Origin of the sequence: Caballeronia sp. Sq4a (assembly GCF_023170545.1) — a bacterium.
Lineage (GTDB): Bacteria > Pseudomonadota > Gammaproteobacteria > Burkholderiales > Burkholderiaceae > Caballeronia.
Genome location: NZ_CP084251.1, coordinates 464,504 through 484,198 on the forward strand (window position 1 = coordinate 464,504; position 19,695 = coordinate 484,198).

The window sequence follows — 19,695 nt, forward strand, 5'->3', positions numbered from 1 at the left end:
CCTTTCTCGGCGTCTCGGCTGACATAACAGACGAACGAACCGGCCGATTCCGCGTCACAAGCCGCCCGAAGCCGCCTCCGCGCTTTCCGCATGCCCGAACGTTCGCACTGCTGCGTCCTCGCCCGAGCCCGCGAACGGATGCACCGGCGCGACCGCCCGCGCGAACGCATACCGCCGGAACCACTCGCCGTATCCTTCCGCGACGAAGCCGCCATTGTTCGCCCGATACGCGTCCCGCCGCTCGCGATAGATGGCAGCCAGCGCAAACCACGGCACGCCCGGCAGGTCGTGGTGCACTGCGTGGAAGTTGTTGTTCAGGAAAAGCAGCCGCCACGGCCACGCGGCCTCGTTGATGACCGTCCGCTCAGGTTCCGCGCCCGCCGCGCGATGCTCGTGGAACGATCGCACCGAAGCAAGCGCGAGCGCCGCATAGCCCACGCCCGCGAAGGCGCGCCACGGCACGCCGCACCGAGTGTCGAGCCACCACGCGAGCGCCGCGAGCGCGGCGAGATGCGCGACCCAGCTCGCGACGATCCGCCAGTCGCGATCGATAATGGCCTGAGCCGCTTCCCGCCACGACGCGGCGATCGCGAACCACGGCCCGATCAGCACGCGTCCCACGAACGTGTTGCGCGCGGCGATCGCGCCACGCAATACGACGCCCGCGCTCGCCCACTGTTCGGGCGTCACGTAGTAGCTTTCGGGATCGCGGCCGGGGACGGTCAGATGCGCATCGTCGTGATGACGCAGGTGCGACGCGCGATAGACCGCATAGGGAAACCACACGGCGAGCGGCGCTAGTCCGAAGAGCATGTTGACGAGCGGCCAGCGCGTCGGATGCCCGTGCAGCAGCTCGTGCTGCAGCGACATGTACCAGCACGACAGCACCGCCAGCAGCCCGAGCGCGAGCGGCATGCCGAGCGTGCGCGCGCTCGTCGCGACGCCGAACCAGCCGCCGTACACCGCGATGATCACGAGCCACGTCGGCCATTCGCTGCGCCAGCGCCACGACGCGCGCCGATCCTGGATTGCATCGCGTTGGGCGTCGTCGAGATAGCGTGGCATGGCGGGCTCTGAATGGCGAAGGGCCATGTTAGCCGTGTGCCGCCGCAAGCCCAACGAACGAATACGCCTATGTTTTTCGCGCAGCGCGAATTGGAGCGGGTTTTCCACGCGCTTTTTCCCATGAAATGAATAGGATGCCGAATCAATGTACTCTGCGACACGGCCGGGTGCCCCGCAAGCGATTATTGGCCGCGAGCCGAAGCAAGGTATTCTCTGACGCTGTCCCCGGTTCTTCGCCGCCACGCGCCCTATGACCCGACCCACCGATTCCGCCCGCTCCGCGCGTCTTTTCGCCGGACTCATCGCGTTCAACGTGCTCGCGTGGCTCTGGGCGCTCATCGCGTTTCGTCACTATCCGCTGCTCATGGGCACGTCGCTGCTCGCGTATTCGCTCGGGCTTCGCCATGCCGTCGATGCCGATCACATCGCCGCCATCGACAACGTCACGCGCAAGCTGATGCAGCACGGCGAGCGCCCGCTCTCCGTCGGCGTGTTCTTCTCGCTCGGACATTCGACCGTCGTGATGATTGCGACCGCGCTCATCGCCGCGACCGCGCTCGCCGTGCAGGCGCGCTTCGCGGCGTTCCGCGAGATCGGCGCGCTCATCGGCACGTCGGTGTCCGCGTTTTTCCTGTTCGCCATCGCCGCGATGAATCTGGTGGTGCTGCGCGGCGTGTGGCGCGCATTCCGGCGCGCGCGCCGCGGCGACGCGCTGAACGGCGACGATGCCGACCTGCTCGTCGTCGGAGGCGGCCCGCTCGCGCGCATCGCGCGACCGCTCTTTGCGCTGATCGGCAAGAGCTGGCACATGTATCCGCTCGGCTTCCTGTTCGGCCTCGGCTTCGATACGGCGACCGAGATCGGGCTGATGGGCATTGCCGCGTCCGAAGCGGCGCGCGGCATGCCGGTATGGTCGATCCTCGTGTTCCCTGTGCTGTTCGCAGCCGGCATGTCCCTGATCGATACCGCCGACAGCCTGCTGATGGTCGGCGCGTACGGCTGGGCCTTCATGAAGCCGGTGCGCAAGCTCTACTACAACCTCACGGTGACGCTGGCCTCGGTCGTGATCGCGGTGTTCGTCGGCAGCGTCGAGGCGCTCGGCCTGCTCGCGGATCGCCTGCAACTCAAGGGCGGGCTGTGGGACTTCGCCGCGCGTCTCTCGGATCACTTCGGCGCGCTCGGCTATGCAGTCATCGGCCTCTTCGCCGCATGCTGGCTGGCCTCCGCGCTGCTCTACAAGTGGCGGGGCTACGATGCCGCCGACGACGCGCTCGACTCGGGCATCGCGCGCTAGCTTCGACGTTCGCCTTCGCGCCAGCTTTCGTTTTCCTGATGCGGGCATCGTTTCTGCTGTCGATGAGCGCCTGCCGTTCGTCGGCTTCGGCATGAACGGCTCTCAGGGAGAACACAACCATGGCAGATACGCAGGACAACTCGCGCGAGGGTTCAGCAGGCGCGGAATCACCGAATCTCGACGATGCACAACGCGAACAGGCGGCCGAGCATTCCACGCCACACGCGCTCGTCATTCACGAAATCGTGCGGGAGGAAGGCGAGGCCGCGATGGAGCGCACCTTCGCCGCGTTGATGTGGTCCGCGCTCGCCGCCGGCCTGTCGATGGGCTTCTCGTTTCTCGTGCAGTCCATACTGGAAAGCGCGGTGCCCGAGTCGCAGTGGAGCCACCTCGTCACGAGCCTCGGCTATACCATCGGCTTCGTGTTCGTCATTCTGGGGCGGCAGCAGCTTTTCACGGAAAGTACGCTGACGGCGGTGTTGCCCGTCCTCACGCGCCGCGACATGAAGACGGTCGCCAAGACCTTGCGCCTGTGGATCATCGTGCTGGTGTTCAATCTGATCGGCACAGCGATCTTCGCGGGCCTGCTGCAACTTCCCGGCGTGTTCTCGCCTGAAGTGACCGAGGCGCTCGCCAAGGTGGCGAAGGCGCCGTATGCCGGCAGCTTCGGCGTGACCTTGGCGCGGGCGTTGTTCGCGGGCTGGCTGATTGCGTTGATGGTCTGGTTGCTGCCAAGCGCGAGATCGGCGCGTCTGCTCACGATTCTGCTCGTCACGTACACGGTCGCGGTCGCGAAGCTCTCGCACGTGATCGCGGGGTCCGTCGAAGCGGCTTATGGGGTGATGTCGGGCGCGGCCAGCCTTTCCGACTACTTCCTCGTGTTCCTCGTGCCGACGCTCATCGGGAATATTCTCGGCGGCGTGTCGCTCGTGGCGATTGTGAATCACGCCGCCATCGCGCCGGAAATCAACGGCACGGCGCAGAACGCGGATTAAGCCGACGTACGGCGCGGCGCGCTACTTGTTGTTGCCCGCGCCGGTGCCGTACAGCCCGTTGTTGAAGCCGCCCGCGCCGTTCGTCGAGTGTTCCTTGCCGACGGTCGGCCCGCGCGATGCGCCCGCCGCGTCCTTCGACTGCGGCTTCTGCGTCTCATGCACTGCGACGCCGGACGGATTGGCCCGCGCGGTCGAATCGGACGTGCGGTTCTCCTGCTGATCCGAGCCTTCCGGTTTCGTGATCTGCGCGCTGGCGCACACGCTGGTTGCGGCGGCGAAGCCCGCGAGCAGCGTGGCGGCGATTCGTTTGCGTGATGCGGACATGAGGTCTCCATGCAGTTCGTGAGCCAAGAGCCGAGCACGAACGATGCCTGAGAAGCGTCTCCGCCGTGTCGGCTCAAGCCTCTCGCTGCGAGCCTGCGCGCCCGCCGGCCGGACCGTGCGGGCGATGAGCGTCGCGCACGTGGCGCGAGTGGCGAAAGCGGCGGTCAGGCCGCTTTCGCCCAAAGCCTATTGGTCGACCTTTTGCGGCTGCCGCCGTCGCGCGGATGAATGTGGACGGCGTCGAGCGCGGCGCGCAGCGCCTGAATGCGCTGCTTCTGCGCGGGCACGAGCGCATAGCCGCTGACGACGGCCGCGAGTCGCTCGCGCCAGTATTCGACGTTGAGCGTTCCGGACGACTGGCTCTTCATCGCGCGAAGCTGCGCCACGGCGCGTTCGATATGCTGCAACTCGACGTCCGCCATCGCCGAGGGCAGCAGGCTGCCCTTGGTCTCGCTCTTCTTCTTCATTGTTGGTCTTCCTCTCAGCCGCGCGGCGTGACGCTGTCTCGCGTCTCCCATCGCACGGGCACCCCGTTCACCCACGCGCTTTCTATTGAAACGTCGCGGGCGGCCCTTGCTCATTTTCTGAAATTGTTCGGGCGTGACCGGCAGGCGTGATCCGCAGTCTTGCTCGGCGGCTGCCAACGGTACGACCGTTGACAAAAATGTACGCAACGGGGGCCTGTTGCCTCCGTCTGTCATCGCACATTGATCAAGGGGCTGGCGCCTTTTTCGATGCTGCGCCGCGCCACGCCGAGCATGCAGAGGCGGGCGGCGAGCTTAGTCGGCGTCGTCGGAGGAAGGCTCTTCCGCGCGCTTGCCGCTGCGTCCGATCTGCGCTTCGAGCGCTTCGTCGAGCTTGCTGACCTTGCGCGGTTTGGCGGGCTCGCGCGCGTTGACGAACGCGATGAAGTCGTCCATCGGCAATGGGTCGCACAGCTTCTTCGAGCCTTCGGCCGCGCGTTCGACGAGATAGAAGTAGCCGCCCGGCATGCTCACGGCCGCGTAATGCGGATTGCCGCTGCGCGTCTTCAGCCGTTCGACGGCGCTGATGGCTCGTGTCGAGCGCATGATGCTAGGCCCGTCCGCTCACGGCGCGCACTTCTTGCCCGCGCCTTCGATCCACATGTTCGACACGTGGCGCTCGCCGGGGTAGAAGCGGTAGGTGGTCTCGCCGTTGTCGTAGCGGACCTTGACGACGTTCGAGTCGCCGAATTCGAGCATGGTGCCTTGCGGAATCGCCGTCTGCTTGTAGGTGGCGTTGTGTTTCTTCGCTTCGTCGGTGATGCACTGGACGATGCTCGCAACTTCGTTATGCGTCGATGCGGCTTCGACTTCCGGCTGGCCGGCGTCTTCGTTATGAAAGCGGCCGCAAGCGGCGATGAGAAGGGGCAGCGCGAGGGCCGCGGCGAGTTTCTTCATGATCTTCCCGGTATGAGGGTGTGGATTCGAACGCTCCATTAGAGCACAGCGTCTTTACAGTTCGGCGCAGTGTCGATGGCAGCAACCTCCGCGCCCGCACGCGCTGTACATGGCTGAGCGCAGCGCCTCGCTCACGCGTCCGGCGGCACGCCCAGAAGCGGCAACGTCCCCCCGACGATGCCCGAGAACACCGGCCCCGCGACGGTCCCGCCGAAGTAAGCGCCGCCCGATGGCTCGTCGATCATCACGGCGACGATCACGCGCGGATCGCTCATCGGCGCAATGCCGACGAACGACGCGCGGTATTTGTTCGCCGCATACGACCGCCCGACTTGCTTGCGCGCGGTGCCCGTCTTGCCGCCCACGCGATAACCTTCGACCGCGGCGGCGCGTCCGGTGCCGTCCGATCCTGTGGCCGCTTCGAGCATGTCGCGCACGGCGGCGGCCGTCGCGGGCTGCACGACCGGCGCGCCCGGGCGGCGGGTTTCGCCGTGGATGAGCGTCGCGGCATGAAAGCGCCCGTCGCCGGCATACGCCGTGTAGATTTGCGCGATCTGCAGGAGCGACAGCGACAGGCCGTAGCCGTAGGCCATCGTCGCCTGCTCGATCGGCTTCCAGCGTTCAGGCGCGCGCAGCCGTCCCGTGGCCGCGCCGGGGAACGTCAGTTCCGGCGCCTGTCCGATGCCGTATTCGCGGTACTTGTCCCAGATGGTCCGCGCGGGAATCTTCAGCGCGAGCTGCGTCAGCGCCACGTTGCTCGACATCTGCACGGCTTCCGACACCGTGATGACGCCATGATTCGACGTGTCGTGAATCACATTGGGCCCGATCTTCAGCGTGCCGGGGTTCGTGTCGATGCGCGTGTCCGGCCGCACGTGACCCAGGTCGATGGCGAGCGCGGCCACGAGCGGCTTGATGGTCGACCCCGGCTCGAAGGTATCCGTAAGCGCGCGGTTGCGAAGCTGCTCGCCCGTGAGACGGCGGCGGTCGTTCGGATCGAAGCTCGGGTAATTGGCGAGCGCCAGCACTTCGCCGTTCTTCGCGTCCAGCACGACGACGCTGCCCGCGCGCGCCCGATGCTTCGCGACGGCCGCCTTGAGTTGCGAATGCGCGAGTTGCTGGATGCGCCGGTCGATCGTCAGGTGGATGGTTTCGCCGTTCTGCGGCATCTCCGTTTCGCCGATCTGCGACACCACGCGCCCGAGCCGGTCGCGGATGACTTCGCGCTGCCCGGCCGAACCGGCGAGGCGCGCGTCCGCGGCAAGCTCCACGCCTTCCTGCCCGCGATCCTCGTTGTCCGTGAAGCCGACGACATGCGCCGCCGATTCGCCTTCGGGATAGAAGCGTTTGGTGTCCGGCACGAGCGTAATGCCCGCGCGACCGATTTCCGCGATGCGCTCGGCCGTCTCTGCCTCCACCTGGCGCTTGAGCAGGACGAAGCTGCGATCCGTGCCGATGCGGCGGCTGAGTTCGCTCGCCGGAAAGTCGAGCAGCTTGGCGATGTCGTCGGCGCGGGCGGCGTCGAAACGCTTCGGGCTCGCCCAGACCTCGTACGTGGCGAGGCTGACCGCGAGCATCGCGCCGTTTCTGTCGACGATGCGCCCGCGGGTGGCGTCGAGCGCGAGCGTTCGCTGGTAGCGCTTCTGTCCTTCGCCGATATAGAACGCGTGGTCGACCACCTGCACCCACAGCGCGCGCCCGGCGAGCGCGAGGAACGCGGCGGTGACGCCCGCGAGCACGAACGTCGAGCGCCACGCGGGCAGCCTCTGCGCGAGCATGGCGCTGCGATGATGCGTATGGAATTCGCGGCGGCCGCGCGTTTTATTGCTCTTGAACATCGGCGCGATGCGTCAGGCGGGATCGGACTGCGCGAGGCGCGCGAGCGCGGCGTCGAGATCGGACGAAGCGATGGAGCCGTCTGCATCGGGCAGACGAATGCCGAGATCCTCGCTCAGCACGCGCCGAAGCGCTTCTACGCCGATCAGTTCGCGATGCGTGGTGCCATCGCGTTCGTCGTGCAGCGACAGTCGCTGGTCGAAGAGACCGTAGCGGCGCCCCGGCGCGAGCCGCGCCGCCAGCAGGTGATGCACGAAGATCGACTGCGGATACGTGGAGACAAAGTAGTTCGACATCTCATAGTCGATGTCGTATTGCGGATCGAAGTCGAAGCGGTAGATGGCCGTCCACGTTCCGTCGATCAGCGCTTCCATCCGATAGTTCGGCAGTCCCGCATCCCAGTCGATGCGTTGCAGCCTGAACGCGCCGTGCGGCGTGATCTGCTCCAGACCGCCTTGCAGCGCGAGCGGCGCGGAAAGCGTCATGCCGCCGAAGCCGACATCCGCGACGAACGCGCCTTCGTCCAGTTCCACGACGAGCAGCATGTGCGAGCGCGGCGGCATGGCCGACGCATCGCGGCCCCACAGCACGCGGCCCGCGTAGCTTTTCACGCGAAAACCGAGTGCTTCGAGTACGCTGCGGAAAAGCAGATTGTGTTCGTAGCAGTAACCGCCGCGCCGGTTCATGACGAGCTTGCGTTGAATCGAGGCGAGATCGATTCGGATCGGACGGCCGAGCAGCACGTCGAGATTCTCGAACGGTATCGCCTGCGGATGCAGCAGATGCAGCGCGCGCAGCGTGTCGAGCGTGGGCGCGGGCCGGTCGCCGCCGCCGAAGCCGATGCGTGCGAAGTAGGCGGGCAGGTCGATGAGCGTGTCGGGTGATGTCATGTCGATGTTGGCCTCGTGCTGCGAAGTCGCGCAAGCATTCTACGACACGCGAAGCTGAAAATTACAGATAGCCTACAACGAAGCGGGCGCCGTAAGAAGCGATGCGCGATTGAACTGTGCCGCGTCGCCGAAGGTCTTTCCATTTTCGCTCAACGGATGAGGACACCCACGTCATGCCGAATGATGCAGACAATAGCAGTCAGGCAAGTGCTTCGAAGCCGTCTTCAGCGTCGCCCGCAGCGAAGCGCCGCGCGCCTGCGTGCACGCTCGTGATCTTCGGCGCGGGCGGCGATCTCACGCGGCGGCTTCTGATGCCCGCCCTCTACAACCTGTCCGCCGACGGCCTGCTCGACGACGACATGCAGATCATCGGCGTGAATCACGGCGAGCGCGAGACCTCCGCGTGGCGCGAAGAACTCACCGAGTCGCTGCGCAAGTTCGCCGCCGACAAGGCCAGCACCTTCCATACGTCGAAGCTGAACGAAGACGCGTGGAACCGCGTCGCGAACAAGCTCGAATACTTCGCGGGCGAGTTCGACGACGAGGAAACCTTCGCGCGGCTCGAAGCGCGTCTCACCGAGATGAAGAGCCGCAATGTCGTGTTCTATCTCGCCGTGAGCGCGCGGTTCTTTGCGCCGATCGCGGAACATCTCGGGCGTGCCGGACTGCTTACGGAGCAAGACGGCGCGTTCAGGCGGCTCGTCATCGAGAAGCCGTTCGGCACCGACCTGGCTTCGGCGCAGGCGCTCAACCGCTGCATCCTCGCGTATGCGAAGGAATCGCAGATTTATCGCATCGACCATTTTCTCGGCAAGGACACGGTGCAGAGTATTCTGGCCGTGCGCTTCGCGAACGCCATGTTCGAGCCGGTCTGGCGGCGCGAATACATCGATCACGTGCAGATCACGGCGTCGGAGACCATCGGCGTGGAAGGGCGCGGCAGCTTTTACGAGCAGACGGGCGCGTTCCGCGACATGGTGCCCAACCATCTCTTTCAGCTACTCGGCATGGTGGCGATGGAACCGCCCAATTCCTTCGACGCCGAAGCCGTGCGCGACAAGAAGGCCGAGGTCTTCGACGCGATGAAGCCGCTTTCGGCGCGGGACGTGGTGTTCGGGCAATATGAAGCCGGCGCGGCGGGACCGGGTTATCGCGAAGAGCCGGGCGTCGCGAAGGACAGCCGCACCGAAACGTATGCGGCGGCGCGCGTGTTCATCGAGAACTGGCGCTGGGCCGGCGTGCCGTTCTATCTGCGCACCGGCAAGCGGCTGACGGAGCGCCGCACGGAGATATCGGTGCAACTGAAGGCGGTTCCGTTCCGGCTGTTCCGCGACACGCCCGTCGACGAGCTGACGCCGAACGTCTACACGCTGCGTATCGACCCGGCGCACGGCACGACCTTCGACTTCAACGTCAAGGTGCCGGGCCCGGTCATGCAGATGGGCGCGGTGCGCTCGTCGTTCGATTACGGCGACTTCTTCGCCGAGCGCGCGAACGTGGGCTATGAGACGCTGCTCTACGACTGCATGCTCGGCGATGAAACGCTGTTTCAGCGCGCGGACAGCATCGAGACGGCGTGGGCGGCGGTGGATCGCGTGCTGCATCCCGAGAGCGAACTGCCGGTGCATGGCTACGCGGCGGGCAGCGCCGGCCCGGAGGAGGCGGACCGTCTGCTCGCCGAAGACGGCCGCGCGTGGCGGCCGCTGACCGACAACCGCAAGAAGAACTGAAATCTGGATAACAACGATGACCAGCGTGAGCACGGACACTCGAACGAAGCAAAGAAAGCGCGCGAGCACCGCGAAGGGCGCGGCGAAGGCGGACCGCATTCTCGCCATCGACATCGGCGGGACGGGGCTGAAGGCCGCGGTGCTGTCCGAAGACGGCGAGATGAAGAGCGAGCGCGTGCGCGTGCCGACGCCGAAGCCCGCGATGCCCGACGTGGTCGTCGATACGCTTGTCGCGCTGGTACAGCCGATTCTCGCGGAGCCGCCGACGCACATTTCGATCGGCTTTCCTGGCGTGGTGCGCGATAACGTCGTGCTGACCGCGCCGAATCTTGGCAACGAATACTGGCAGCGCGTGCCGCTCGCGGACATGATCGCCCAGCGTCTCGGCGGCATGCCGGCGCGCATGATCAACGATGCCGAAATGCAGGGACTCGCGGCTATCGAAGGTCGTGGTCTGGAGTTCGTGCTGACGCTCGGCACGGGCGCGGGGACCGCGCTCTTTCGCGATGGCGAACTGATGCCGCATCTGGAACTGGCGCATCATCCGGTGTCGAAAAGCCGAACCTACGACGAATACATCGGCAACGCCGCGCGCGAGAAGGTCGGCAACAAGCGCTGGAACCGCCGCGTCGAGAAGGTGCTCGGCATTCTCGACACGCTCGTCAATTTCGACAAGCTCTGGATCGGCGGAGGCAACGCCACGCATCTGAACTTCGAGTTGCCGCCGAACGTGGCGGTCGTATCGAACGCGGCGGGCATCGAGGGCGGCGCGAAGCTGTGGCATCCGCGCTCGGTTCGCGAGACTCGCCAACTCTCCGACTTCAACCAGCGCGAAGGAGCGCCTTCATGAATGCCAATGGCCAATTCGGTTTGCACAGCATAAGCGGCGACGCCGCCGCCGCGTTCGAGGCGCTCGCGCACGTCCAACTCGTCGTCTCGGACTGCGACGGCACGCTGCTTCACACCGACAAGTCGATCAGCGAGCCCGCGAAGGATGCGGTGCGGCGGCTGCGGCAAGCGGGCGTCGAGTTCACCGTCGCGAGCAGCCGGCCGGGCGCGGGCATGCGCTATATCGTGGAGACGCTCGGCGTAGACATGCCGTATGCGTCGTATAACGGCGGCAATCTCGTTCAGCCGGGCACATGGGAAGTGCTCGCCGCGCACAAGCTGCCGCGCGATGCCGTGCAGACGTCGCTGGAGGCGCTCGCGTCGGCGGGCGTGGATGCGTGGGTGTTCGTCGGCGACGTGTGGTATCTGACCAATCCCGACGGCGCGTATGTGCCGCGCGAACGGCGCACGGTCGGCTATGACGGCGTGCTCGTGCAGCGTTTCGACGATGTGGATCTGGATGCCGTCGACAAGATCGTCGGTTCGACGGCGGACGCGCCGCTGCTCGAACGCGTGGAAGCGCAGTTGCAGACTCAACTCGAAGGGCGCGCGAACGCGGCGCGCTCGCAGAGCTATTACCTCGACATCACGCATCTGCTCGCCAATAAGGGCGACGCGGTGCGCGAACTGGCGAAGCGCCGGAACGTGCCGCTCGAGCGCGTGGCCGTGCTCGGCGACATGACCAACGATATCGCGATGTTCGAGATTGCGGGGACGTCGATTGCGATGGGACAGGCGTCGGAGGCGGTGCAACGACGCGCGAGCCTCGTCTCGTCGACGAACGACGAGGACGGCTTCGCGGTGGGAATCAACGCGCTCTTGTCGGCGCGTGGGTTGTAGCGTGTAGCGTGATATGGCTGGTTTAACGGCGGCGCATCGGCGCGCGGGCTGCACCGCCGCCGCTTGCGCGTTCGTCTTTGTGACGGAAGTTGATGCGGCCCTTCGTCATGTCATACACCGACATCTCCAGCGTCACGCGGTCGCCGGCCAGAATGCGGATGTGGTTCTTGCGCATGCGGCCCGAGGCATACGCGCCGACGACGACGCCATTGTCCAGCGTCACGCGATAGCGGCTGTCGGGAAGCACTTCGTCAACGATACCGTCGAGTTCGATCAGTTCTTCTTTCGCCATTTGAGCTCCTGTTCAAGTAATAGTGGGTGCCGCGCCGCTCGACGCCACGCAACGGCCTTCGCGAGTGTCGGCGGGCGACGGTGCGCAGAGCGCATCGCCGCTGCAACGCGTCGGAAGCGAAGTCGGGCGTGATCCGGCGCGCTCGAAGACGAACGCGCCGCGTCTTGCTTTCAGGCTCGTGGCGAGCTTGACGGCATAGGCCGGAACGACGGAACTCGCCTTCGAGCGGCAAGCCCTGGCCGGCATGACCGGGACGGCGACGCCGGCTCCCTGCGAGGCTTCGACCGAGATTCAGGGCGATGCCGCGAGTGCCGACGTGCGGTGTGATGCGGTGAATGGGTCTGCTGTGACTGGCAGGTGCGGTCAGAAAGCGAAAATACAAGCTACTGAGCAAGCTACTGAGACAAGCTGCTGACCAAGCACTGAGTCTGCGTCGCGACAGAATCCGTTTAGACAGAGGAAACCGCGCAAAAGTTCCTTGCGCGATACCCGGCGAGTGATGCTGTGTTCTTGCGATGACTTCGCATCGACCCCGTATTATAACCAACCTGCCTTCTTGAAGCGCCAGAAGAGCACGATATCGACCAGCAACATCGCGCCGATGCATGCCGGATAGCCATACGTCCAGTCCAGTTCCGGTATCCGGTGGAAGTTCATGCCGTAGATGCCGGCAATCATCGTCGGGACCGCGAAAAGGGCGGCGAACGAGCCGAGGCGCTTCGTGACTTCGCTTTCCGCCAGCGCGATCAGGCCGAGGTTCACCTGAATGGCCGTCACGATCATTTCCCGGCGGCCTTCGATCGTCTTCACGATGCGCAGCAGGTGGTCGTAGACATCGCGGAAATATTCCTGCATGCCCGCGCATACGCCGGGCGGCCGCCCGCCGTAGAGCTTGCTTACGGCTTCGAGCAGCGGCGCCGTGTGATGCTGCATGAGCGTCATGCGGCGCTTGAGCGAGTACAGGTCTTCGATGATCTCGCGCGACGCAGCCGAACCGTTGCGCTCGAAGATGCGCTCCTCCACTTCGTCGAGCGCGTTGCCGAGTGATTCCAGCACGGGGAAATAGCGATCGACGACGGCATCGAGCAGCGCGTACATCACGAACGCCGGGCCGTGCTTGAGCAACTGCGGCTCGCGCTCGCAGCGTTTGCGCACTTCCTGGAACCCTTGCGTGGTGCGGTTGCGCACGGAGATCACGTAGTTGCGCCCGACAAAGACGTTGATCTCGCCGACGAGCAGTTCGCCTTCCTCGTCGAACTCGACGGTATGGAACACTGCGAAAAGCGAATCGCCGTACTCCTCGATCTTCGGCCGCTGATGCCCGTGTTGCGCGTCCTCGACGGCCAGTTCATGCAGGCCGAACTGATGCGCCATGTGCGCGAGCTCGCCCGGACCGGGCTCCTTCAACGCGACCCAGATGAACGAGTCGGGCAGGTCCCGGTACGCATTGATGTCGTCGATCTGTACGTCTGCGAGCTTTCGGCCGTTCTGATAAGCCGCGCAATTGACCAGCATGGGGCGCCCTTGTTATCTGGATGTAATCAGCCGCGCGCCGCCTTTTGTAAGTGCACAAGATGCACAGGATGCAAGACAGGCGCGGGCGCGCGGACTTCCTCGTGGAAATCTTAGCGGATCGCGACGCGCCACGCGCCCTGTATTTGCACGCGCGCGCGGCGTTCAGCTTGCCGTGTAGTCGAGCTGCGGCACGACTTCGGTGGCGGGCAGCGCGGCCACGTTCGACTGCATCGCGTCGAGCTTGGTCAGCTTGCCTTCGACCGTCGCGCCGACGTCCATGCGCAGCTTCTGATAGTAGATGTTGCCGTGCACATGCGCGTTCGACTGGAGCTCGACGAAATGCGCGACCATCACGTCGCCGACCACGCGGCCGTTGATGATGACGTCGTAGGCGCTGACGTTGCCGTGAATCGCGCCCTGATCGCTCACGACGAGCAGCGATTCGTCGCCGGCGCGGCCGGTCACGTTGCCGGTCACCTGACCGTCCATGCGCAGGCCTTCGCTGAATTCGAGGTCGCCCGAGATGTGGACATTCTGCGCGATCAGGGTGGAGAGTTTGGCCGGCTTGACGCCTTGCGAATCTTTCTTCGATGAGAACATGGCGGTTCCTTGCGATGCGGTAAAGGGTGGCTTCCGACGAACACGCGCCATTGCGTGCTCGGTCGGCCGGATGAATCAGCGTTGCTTCTTCAAAAAGGCGAGGTCGGTTTGTAGCCGCTCTATCTGCGCGGCGCTTTGCATCGCGCGCTGTTCGAGCGCGGCGCGCGCTGCCGTCTGCTGTTGCAGCGCGAACTGCGCGTGGGCCAGTTCTTCGCGCAGCTTTTGCTCGGACACGGGCGGCGCGCACAACACGTCGAGCTTGCGCGCCTGTTCGTGCGAGGTCTTGAGCGCGTAGCCGGCCGCGACGAGCGCGCCGATCGCGCAGATGGCCGCGATCACGCCGGGGATATACGCGGTGCTGCGCTTGGGCGTGAGCGCATAGGAATGTTGGGTCAGCTTCAGCGAGACCCGCTTCGAATCAGCCTTGCGCATTGGGTTTCTGCCTGAAGAGCATGAGATAAGGCTTCGGATTGAGCTGCGCGCCGCCCACGATCACTTCGAAGTGCAGGTGCGGCCCGGTCGAGCGGCCCGTCGAGCCGACTTCGGCGATCTCGTCGCCCGGCATCACGTACTGGCCTTCGGTCACGAGAATGCGCGACGCGTGGCCGTAGCGCGTCACCGTGCCGTTGCCGTGGCGGATATCCACCGCGTTGCCGTAGCCGTTGCGCTCGCCCGCCTGAATGACGCGCCCGCCCGCGCTCGCGAGAATCGGCGTGCCGGTCGGCGCGACGAGATCGAGCCCCGGATGGAAGCTCACGTGTCCGGTGAACGGATCGATGCGGTTGCCGTAAGGCGAGCCGAAGTGCGAGCCGGGCGCGGGATCGCGGCCGGGAAACGCCATGTACGCGGTGTAGTGCGCAATCGCCTGGCCTTGCAACTGCGAGAGCGTGTCGCTCAGGCAGCCGATGACCTTCTGCGCGCTCTTGAGGCGCTGCGAAGGCGTCCCGTCCTGCGCGCGCTCGGCGTTGCAAAGACGCGGCGGCAGTTCCGGACCGCCCGCGCCGTCGAGCGCGCTGGCGGCGCCTTCGCTGTCGGGCAGCGGCGGCACGTCGTGCACGCCGGCGGCCGTGCCCGCGCCGGGCGCGGTCTTCAGCCGGTTATCGAAATCGCGCAACTCGCCGACCTGAGCCGCGAGCGCCGCGACGCGCGGCACGAGCGCGCCGATGTCGGCGTCGATGCGCCCGAGCTGCTCGATTTCATAGGAACGGCGCGACACGAACGCCTGCTCTTCGCCGAGATGACTACGCGCGAACGTCGCGCCGATGGCGATGCCGAGCGCGAGCGCGGCGATCAGAAGCGCAATCAGTCCGATGACGGCGATGGTGCGAGCCGTGCGCGCTTCGACGAAGCGCACGCGCTGGCTCGACACGGAGCGTCTTGACCAGATGACGAACGACATCAGCGAACGGCGTGCAGTGAGCCGGCGCGCGCGTCCGGACGGGGTTGAATTAGGAGAAGGCTCAATCGATTCACGGAGATAGCAACGCCGCGACGGACGACGCGATAAAGCGGGCCGGCGATTATGCCGCATGGTGCCCGGCGCGCCGACAGTTCGTCGGGATGGCGAATCAAATTAATACGAATCCGGCGGATGATGCCGATTGCCGATGCGTGAACGCATCGGCGGAAAGCGGCCATTAAACCACTTGGGCGCGCGAACAACGTCAAAAAGGTTGAACCTATCTCGAAAGTATGTTCAGGACGACTTGATGTCCACCCAGCCGATCTCGGGCGCGTCGCCCATGAGGAACGCGTGGTTTAGCTCGGCGGCCGCGCGCAGGTAGTCCCAGACGGCGGTGATGCGCCTCAGCCGGCGCAAGTCTTCGCGACACGACAGGAAGAACGCGCGCGTCACGACGATCTCTTCCGGCAGCACGGGCACGAGCCGCGCGTCCGGCGACGCCATGAAGCACGGCAGAATGGCGAGCGCGCGTCCCTGCAACGCGGCGTGATACTGCGCGATCGCGCTCGTGCTGCGCCAGCGCGACACCGCGCCCGGCACCGCGCGCTCCAGATACAGCAGTTCGTGACTGAACGCGAGGTCGTCGATATAGCTTGCGAAGCGATGCGCGCGCAGATCGTCTTTCGCGCGAATCGGCGCGTGGGCGTCGAGATAGCCGGGCGTCGCGTAGAGCTTCAGGCGATAGTCGCAGAGCTTGGTGTAGACGTATTGGCCTTGCTCGGGGCGTTCGAGCGTCACCGCGATATCCGCCTCTCGCTTCGAGAGGCTCACGAAATGCGGCACCGGCAGAAGGTCGATGGAGATGTTCGGATGCGCGTCCTGAAACCGCGCGAGATGCGGCGCGAGAAAGAAGCAGCCGAAGCCTTCCGTCGACCCGACGCGCACGTGGCCCGACAGCGCGTGCCCCGTGTTGGCGATCTGCTCGGCGGCGGACTGCACCGTGGTTTCCATCGCGTCGACGAAACCGAGCAGGCGCTGGCCCTCGGCGGTCAGCACAAAGCCGCCACTGCGCGATTTGTCGAAGAGCAGCGTGCCGAGCGCGTCTTCGAGCGCGCGCACGCGCCGCGCGACCGTCGTGTAATCGACGCCCAGGCGCTTGGCCGCGCCGCTCGCGCGCTGCGTGCGCGCCACTTCGAGGAAATAGCGCAGGTCGTCCCAGTTCAGTTTCGCGGCGTCGAACTTCGGGCCTTTTTGCATATCGGTCGGGTGTTTTTCTAGTGCCAGGGCGGACTTTTGCATAACTATACTCAAAGGCACGAGCCTGCCGAATAGTGCCGATTAGCGGGCCGAGACCTATAACGGAGACGACATGTCTTTCCCCTCGACGCTCTGTCCGCGTCACGCCCGCGCGTCTTCGCTCCTTTCTTCGCACCGTTCCCATCGAGGAGTCATCCGTGAATATCGTTGCTGAACATCCGGCGCAGGGTGTGCGCCCCGGCGCGTCCGTGCGTACCGCCAAATTGCTGATCGACGGCGAGTTCGTCGAATCGAAAACGGGCGAATGGCGGGACATCGTCAATCCGGCGACGCAGGAAGTCGTCGGCCGCGTGCCGTTCGCGACGACGGACGAGGTGAACGCCGCCGTCGCCGCCGCGCAGAACGCGTTCGAGACGTGGCGCACGACGCCGCTCGGCACGCGCATGCGGCTCATGCTCCGCTTTCAGGACCTGATTCGCCAGAACATGAAGCGCATCGCGCAGACGCTGACGGCCGAGCAGGGCAAGACGCTCGCGGACGCGGAAGGCGATATCTTCCGCGGCCTCGAAGTGGTGGAACACGCGTGCGGCATCGGCACGCTGCAAATGGGCGAATTCGCGGAGAACGTCGCGGGCGGCGTCGACACGTACACGCTGCGCCAGCCGATTGGCGTCTGCGCCGGCATCACGCCCTTCAATTTCCCCGCGATGATCCCGCTCTGGATGTTCCCGATGGCGATCGTCTGCGGCAACACCTTCGTGCTGAAGCCGTCCGAACAAGACCCGCTCTCGACGATGGAGCTGGTCGAACTGGCGATGGAAGCGGGCGTGCCGCCGGGCGTGCTCAACGTCGTGCATGGCGGCAAAGAGGTGGTCGATGCGCTCTGCACGCATCCGGATATCAAGGCGGTGTCGTTCGTCGGCTCGACGGCGGTCGGCACGCACGTCTACAACCTCGCGTGCCAGCACGGCAAGCGCGTCCAGTCGATGATGGGCGCGAAGAACCACGCCGTCGTGCTCCCGGACGCGAACAAGGAGCAGACGCTCAACGCGCTGGCCGGCGCGGGCTTCGGCGCGGCGGGGCAGCGTTGCATGGCGACGTCGGTGGTCGTGCTCGTGGGCGCGTCGAAGGACTGGCTGCCGGATCTCGTCGAACGCGCGCGCTCGCTGAAGGTGAACGCGGGCACGGAGCCGGGCGCGGACCTCGGGCCGGTCGTGTCGCGCGCGGCGAAGGAGCGGATTCTCGGCTTGATCGCGAAAGGCGTGGAAGAGGGCGCGACGCTCGCGCTCGACGGCCGCGATATCACCGTGACCGGCTACGAGAACGGCAACTTCATCGGCCCGACCATTTTCTCGGACGTGACCACCGACATGGCCATCTACCAGACGGAGATTTTCGGGCCGGTGCTGTGCGTGCTGGAAGCGGCCACGCTCGACGACGCCATCGCGCTCGTCAACCGCAATCCGATGGGCAACGGCGTCGGTCTCTTCACGCAGAGCGGGGCGGCGGCGCGCAAGTTTCAGAGCGAGATCGACATCGGACAGGTCGGCATCAACATTCCGATTCCGGTGCCGGTGCCGTCGTTCAGCTTCACTGGTTCGCGCGGCTCGAAGCTCGGTGATCTGGGGCCGTACGGCAAGCAGGTCGTGCAGTTCTACACGCAGACGAAGACGGTCACGGCGCGCTGGTTCGACGACGCCACCGTGAACGACGGCGTCAACACGACCATCTCGCTCCGATAACAACGACAAGGAGACACGCGATGCGAATCGGTTTTATCGGACTAGGCCACATGGGTGGCCCGATGGCCGCGAATCTGCTGAAGGCGGGTCACGCGGTGACGGCTTTCGATCTCTCGCCGCCCGCGCTCGACGCGGCCAAGGCGGCGGGCGCAACGCTCGCGGATTCCCCGCGCGCTGCGTCCGAAGGCGCGGAAGTCGTCATCACGATGCTGCCCGCCGCGCCGCACGTCAAAGCCGTCTATCTGAACGACGACGGCGTGCTGGCGGGCGTGAGCGCGGGCGTGCCGCTCATCGACAGCAGCACGATCGATCCGGCCACCGCGAAGCTCATCGGAGAGGCCGCGGCCGCGCACGGCAATCCGTTCGCGGATGCGCCGGTCTCGGGCGGCGTGGTCGGCGCACAGGCGGGCACGCTCACCTTCATGGTCGGCGCGGACGAGGCGCTCTTCGAAACGCTGCGGCCGGTACTCTCGGGCATGGGCAAGAACATGGTGCGCTGCGGCGAGACGGGCACCGGACAGATCGCGAAGATCTGCAACAACCTCTTGCTCGGCATTTCGATGATTGGCGTCGCCGAAGCGATGAAGCTCGGCGAAACGCTGGGCATCGATCCTTCGAAGCTGGCTGCGATCATCAACACCTCGACGGGGCGCTGCTGGAGTTCGGATACGTGTAATCCCTATCCGGGTATTGTCGAGACAGCGCCGGCATCGCGCGGTTATAGCGGCGGCTTCGGCGCGGACCTGATGCTCAAGGATCTCGGCCTCGCGGTGGATGCTGCGCGCGGCGCAAAGCAGCCTGTTTTCATGGGCGCAATCGCGCAGCAACTCTATCAATCGATGAGTCAGCAAGGGCTCGGCGGACTCGATTTTTCAGGCATTATCAAGCTATACGGCAAGCATGAGTGAGAGGATTCGGCACGCACGTGCGTGCCGAATCCGATCGCCGGAATAACTGCTTTATTAAGTTGCACTGCACAATACATCGCGCTCTGGCTTACTGGGCGGAGTCATCGGGATTACGATGATTCGCTTTCCAAAAAAATGTCCTATTCTGAAAGCACGACGCGCGTGTGCCGTTCAGTTCCACACCAGGAGAAACGGTGTCGCGCGCGCCTCCGATGCAGGCGACGAGCCCGGTCTTTCGGGCGATCAGATGAGGAGCACGCGATGCAAGTTACACGTCATTTGAATATGGAACTCCGGCATGCCACGATGCCGACTTACGTAGCCAGCTATTTCTTTCCGTTGCTGCTTTTGGCATACGAAGCCTGGCGAGTGGGATCCTGGGTCGCGGTGAACGGCTTCAACTTCATGAACTTCAATGCGATGGGCTACGAGTTCGCGTTGATGATCGCCGTGTTCGCCATGCAGGTTATCGTGGAAATCGCGTTCCTCGCGGGGGCCGTGCTGACGCGGCATAAAGATGTCGGCCACCGGCTGGCGAATCTGCTGCTCGGGCTGTTCTGCTCGATGGTCGTGCTCGGCTTCGACCTTGCGCTGCAATATGGGTTGAGCGGAAGCTGATTCGCGGCGCAGTTTTAGTCGTCACAAAGCAAAGGCCGGCTGTTTCGACAGCCGGCCTTTGTCTTCTCCCGAAGCGCG

At 65.2% G+C, this 19,695-nt stretch carries 21 protein-coding genes; 8 read left to right on the top strand and 13 right to left on the bottom strand.

Annotated elements, in window-relative coordinates; translation table 11 throughout:
* Positions 1-54: 54 nt before the first annotated feature.
* A complete protein-coding gene (locus LDZ24_RS16050; protein ID WP_248323189.1) occupies positions 55-1,065 on the bottom strand; it encodes a fatty acid desaturase in 1,011 nt (336 codons plus the stop codon).
* A gap of 250 nt (positions 1,066-1,315) precedes the next feature.
* Between LDZ24_RS16050 and LDZ24_RS16055 the strand changes: the two genes are divergently transcribed.
* Entirely contained in the window at positions 1,316-2,359 is a 1,044-nt protein-coding gene (locus LDZ24_RS16055; protein WP_248323190.1) for a HoxN/HupN/NixA family nickel/cobalt transporter, read from the top strand.
* A 119-nt stretch (positions 2,360-2,478) separates the two neighbouring features.
* Positions 2,479-3,354, top strand: a complete 876-nt coding sequence (locus LDZ24_RS16060) for a formate/nitrite transporter family protein (RefSeq protein WP_248323191.1) — start codon at positions 2,479-2,481, stop codon at positions 3,352-3,354.
* 21 nt (positions 3,355-3,375) lie between these two features.
* Here the strand turns inward: LDZ24_RS16060 and LDZ24_RS16065 are convergent, their stop codons facing one another.
* From LDZ24_RS16065 to LDZ24_RS16090, 6 genes are all read right to left on the bottom strand, one after another.
* Entirely contained in the window at positions 3,376-3,678 is a 303-nt protein-coding gene (locus tag LDZ24_RS16065) for a beta-xylosidase (RefSeq protein WP_248323192.1), read from the bottom strand.
* Positions 3,679-3,842: 164 nt separating this feature from the next.
* Positions 3,843-4,145, bottom strand: coding sequence for a hypothetical protein (locus LDZ24_RS16070; RefSeq protein ID WP_248323193.1), 303 nt, complete (start codon positions 4,143-4,145; stop codon positions 3,843-3,845).
* Between the two features lie 312 nt (positions 4,146-4,457).
* A complete protein-coding gene (locus LDZ24_RS16075; RefSeq protein ID WP_248323194.1) occupies positions 4,458-4,748 on the bottom strand; it encodes a hypothetical protein in 291 nt (96 codons plus the stop codon).
* 18 nt (positions 4,749-4,766) lie between these two features.
* Positions 4,767-5,099 carry a hypothetical protein gene (locus tag LDZ24_RS16080; RefSeq protein WP_175941900.1) on the bottom strand — a complete coding sequence of 111 codons (333 nt, stop codon included), beginning with the start codon at positions 5,097-5,099 and terminating at the stop codon, positions 4,767-4,769.
* Between the two features lie 131 nt (positions 5,100-5,230).
* The gene (locus LDZ24_RS16085; RefSeq protein ID WP_248323195.1) at positions 5,231-6,937 is read right to left on the bottom strand and encodes a penicillin-binding protein 2; all 1,707 of its coding nucleotides are present in this window, start codon (positions 6,935-6,937) and stop codon (positions 5,231-5,233) included.
* A 12-nt stretch (positions 6,938-6,949) separates the two neighbouring features.
* A complete protein-coding gene (locus tag LDZ24_RS16090) occupies positions 6,950-7,825 on the bottom strand; it encodes an arylamine N-acetyltransferase (RefSeq protein WP_248323196.1) in 876 nt (291 codons plus the stop codon).
* A 173-nt stretch (positions 7,826-7,998) separates the two neighbouring features.
* Here LDZ24_RS16090 and zwf point away from each other — a divergent pair, with 173 nt between their 5' ends.
* From zwf to LDZ24_RS16105, 3 genes are read left to right on the top strand one after another with little or no spacing between them, the layout of a single operon-like run.
* On the top strand, positions 7,999-9,555 hold the full coding sequence (zwf, locus tag LDZ24_RS16095; protein WP_248323197.1) for a glucose-6-phosphate dehydrogenase: 1,557 nt from the start codon (positions 7,999-8,001) through the stop codon (positions 9,553-9,555).
* Positions 9,556-9,580: 25 nt separating this feature from the next.
* A complete protein-coding gene (locus LDZ24_RS16100) occupies positions 9,581-10,405 on the top strand; it encodes an ROK family protein (RefSeq protein ID WP_248323198.1) in 825 nt (274 codons plus the stop codon).
* On the top strand, positions 10,402-11,283 hold the full coding sequence (locus LDZ24_RS16105; RefSeq protein WP_248323199.1) for an HAD family hydrolase: 882 nt from the start codon (positions 10,402-10,404) through the stop codon (positions 11,281-11,283). The genes LDZ24_RS16100 and LDZ24_RS16105 overlap by 4 nt, the downstream gene beginning before the upstream one ends.
* A gap of 22 nt (positions 11,284-11,305) precedes the next feature.
* Here the strand turns inward: LDZ24_RS16105 and infA are convergent, their stop codons facing one another.
* The 6 genes from infA to LDZ24_RS16135 form a co-directional block, all read right to left on the bottom strand.
* Positions 11,306-11,575, bottom strand: a complete 270-nt coding sequence (infA, locus tag LDZ24_RS16110) for a translation initiation factor IF-1 (protein WP_175941889.1) — start codon at positions 11,573-11,575, stop codon at positions 11,306-11,308.
* A 537-nt stretch (positions 11,576-12,112) separates the two neighbouring features.
* Positions 12,113-13,090 carry a magnesium/cobalt transporter CorA gene (gene corA / locus LDZ24_RS16115; protein ID WP_248323200.1) on the bottom strand — a complete coding sequence of 326 codons (978 nt, stop codon included), beginning with the start codon at positions 13,088-13,090 and terminating at the stop codon, positions 12,113-12,115.
* A 162-nt stretch (positions 13,091-13,252) separates the two neighbouring features.
* Positions 13,253-13,690: a polymer-forming cytoskeletal protein gene (locus tag LDZ24_RS16120; RefSeq protein ID WP_248323201.1), complete on the bottom strand. Its 438-nt coding sequence runs from the start codon at positions 13,688-13,690 to the stop codon at positions 13,253-13,255.
* A 75-nt stretch (positions 13,691-13,765) separates the two neighbouring features.
* Positions 13,766-14,122: a hypothetical protein gene (locus LDZ24_RS16125; RefSeq protein WP_248323202.1), complete on the bottom strand. Its 357-nt coding sequence runs from the start codon at positions 14,120-14,122 to the stop codon at positions 13,766-13,768.
* On the bottom strand, positions 14,109-15,089 hold the full coding sequence (locus LDZ24_RS16130) for a M23 family metallopeptidase (protein WP_248323203.1): 981 nt from the start codon (positions 15,087-15,089) through the stop codon (positions 14,109-14,111). Before LDZ24_RS16130 ends, LDZ24_RS16125 begins: the two co-directional genes overlap by 14 nt.
* Before the next feature lie 297 nt (positions 15,090-15,386).
* Complete coding sequence (locus tag LDZ24_RS16135; protein ID WP_248323204.1) at positions 15,387-16,349, bottom strand: LysR family transcriptional regulator; 963 nt, start codon at positions 16,347-16,349, stop codon at positions 15,387-15,389.
* Positions 16,350-16,546: 197 nt separating this feature from the next.
* Here LDZ24_RS16135 and LDZ24_RS16140 point away from each other — a divergent pair, with 197 nt between their 5' ends.
* The 3 genes from LDZ24_RS16140 to LDZ24_RS16150 all read left to right on the top strand — a co-directional run bounded on the left by LDZ24_RS16140 (position 16,547) and on the right by LDZ24_RS16150 (position 19,617).
* On the top strand, positions 16,547-18,091 hold the full coding sequence (locus LDZ24_RS16140) for a CoA-acylating methylmalonate-semialdehyde dehydrogenase (RefSeq protein WP_371747452.1): 1,545 nt from the start codon (positions 16,547-16,549) through the stop codon (positions 18,089-18,091).
* Between the two features lie 20 nt (positions 18,092-18,111).
* Entirely contained in the window at positions 18,112-18,999 is an 888-nt protein-coding gene (mmsB, locus tag LDZ24_RS16145; protein WP_248323205.1) for a 3-hydroxyisobutyrate dehydrogenase, read from the top strand.
* A 261-nt stretch (positions 19,000-19,260) separates the two neighbouring features.
* A complete protein-coding gene (locus LDZ24_RS16150) occupies positions 19,261-19,617 on the top strand; it encodes a hypothetical protein (RefSeq protein WP_206468467.1) in 357 nt (118 codons plus the stop codon).
* The last annotated feature ends 78 nt before the right edge of the window (positions 19,618-19,695 follow it).